Source organism: Sulfitobacter sp. HI0040 (genome assembly GCF_001634885.1).
GTDB lineage: Bacteria > Pseudomonadota > Alphaproteobacteria > Rhodobacterales > Rhodobacteraceae > Sulfitobacter.
The window spans coordinates 1-213 of record NZ_LWEX01000359.1 but is presented as its reverse complement, the minus strand read 5'-3'; the positions used below and the strand labels follow the sequence as shown (position 1 = coordinate 213).

1 pseudogene is annotated in these 213 nt (G+C 53.1%); it reads right to left on the bottom strand.

Annotation, left to right across the window (positions count from 1 at the left end):
• Window positions 1-96: 96 nt before the first annotated feature.
• Window positions 97-213: pseudogene (locus A3728_RS23750) on the bottom strand (SMC-Scp complex subunit ScpB); the annotation flags it as partial.

The window sequence follows — 213 nt, the reverse complement described above, 5'->3', positions numbered from 1 at the left end:
TCAGGTATCAGCAACGGAAACCGGCAAGACTCGAAACCATCGGGGAGAAAACAGTGCTTTCACAGAGTCTTAGCACCCAACAAAATCGGCAACAGCTTAGCCAAAATCGACTTGTGGTACTTCGTCCACAACCCCCGCGTCCTCCAACTGCTCGCGATCGGGAAGATCGCGAAGGCTTTCCAACCCGAAGGCCAAAAGGAACTGTTCGGTGGT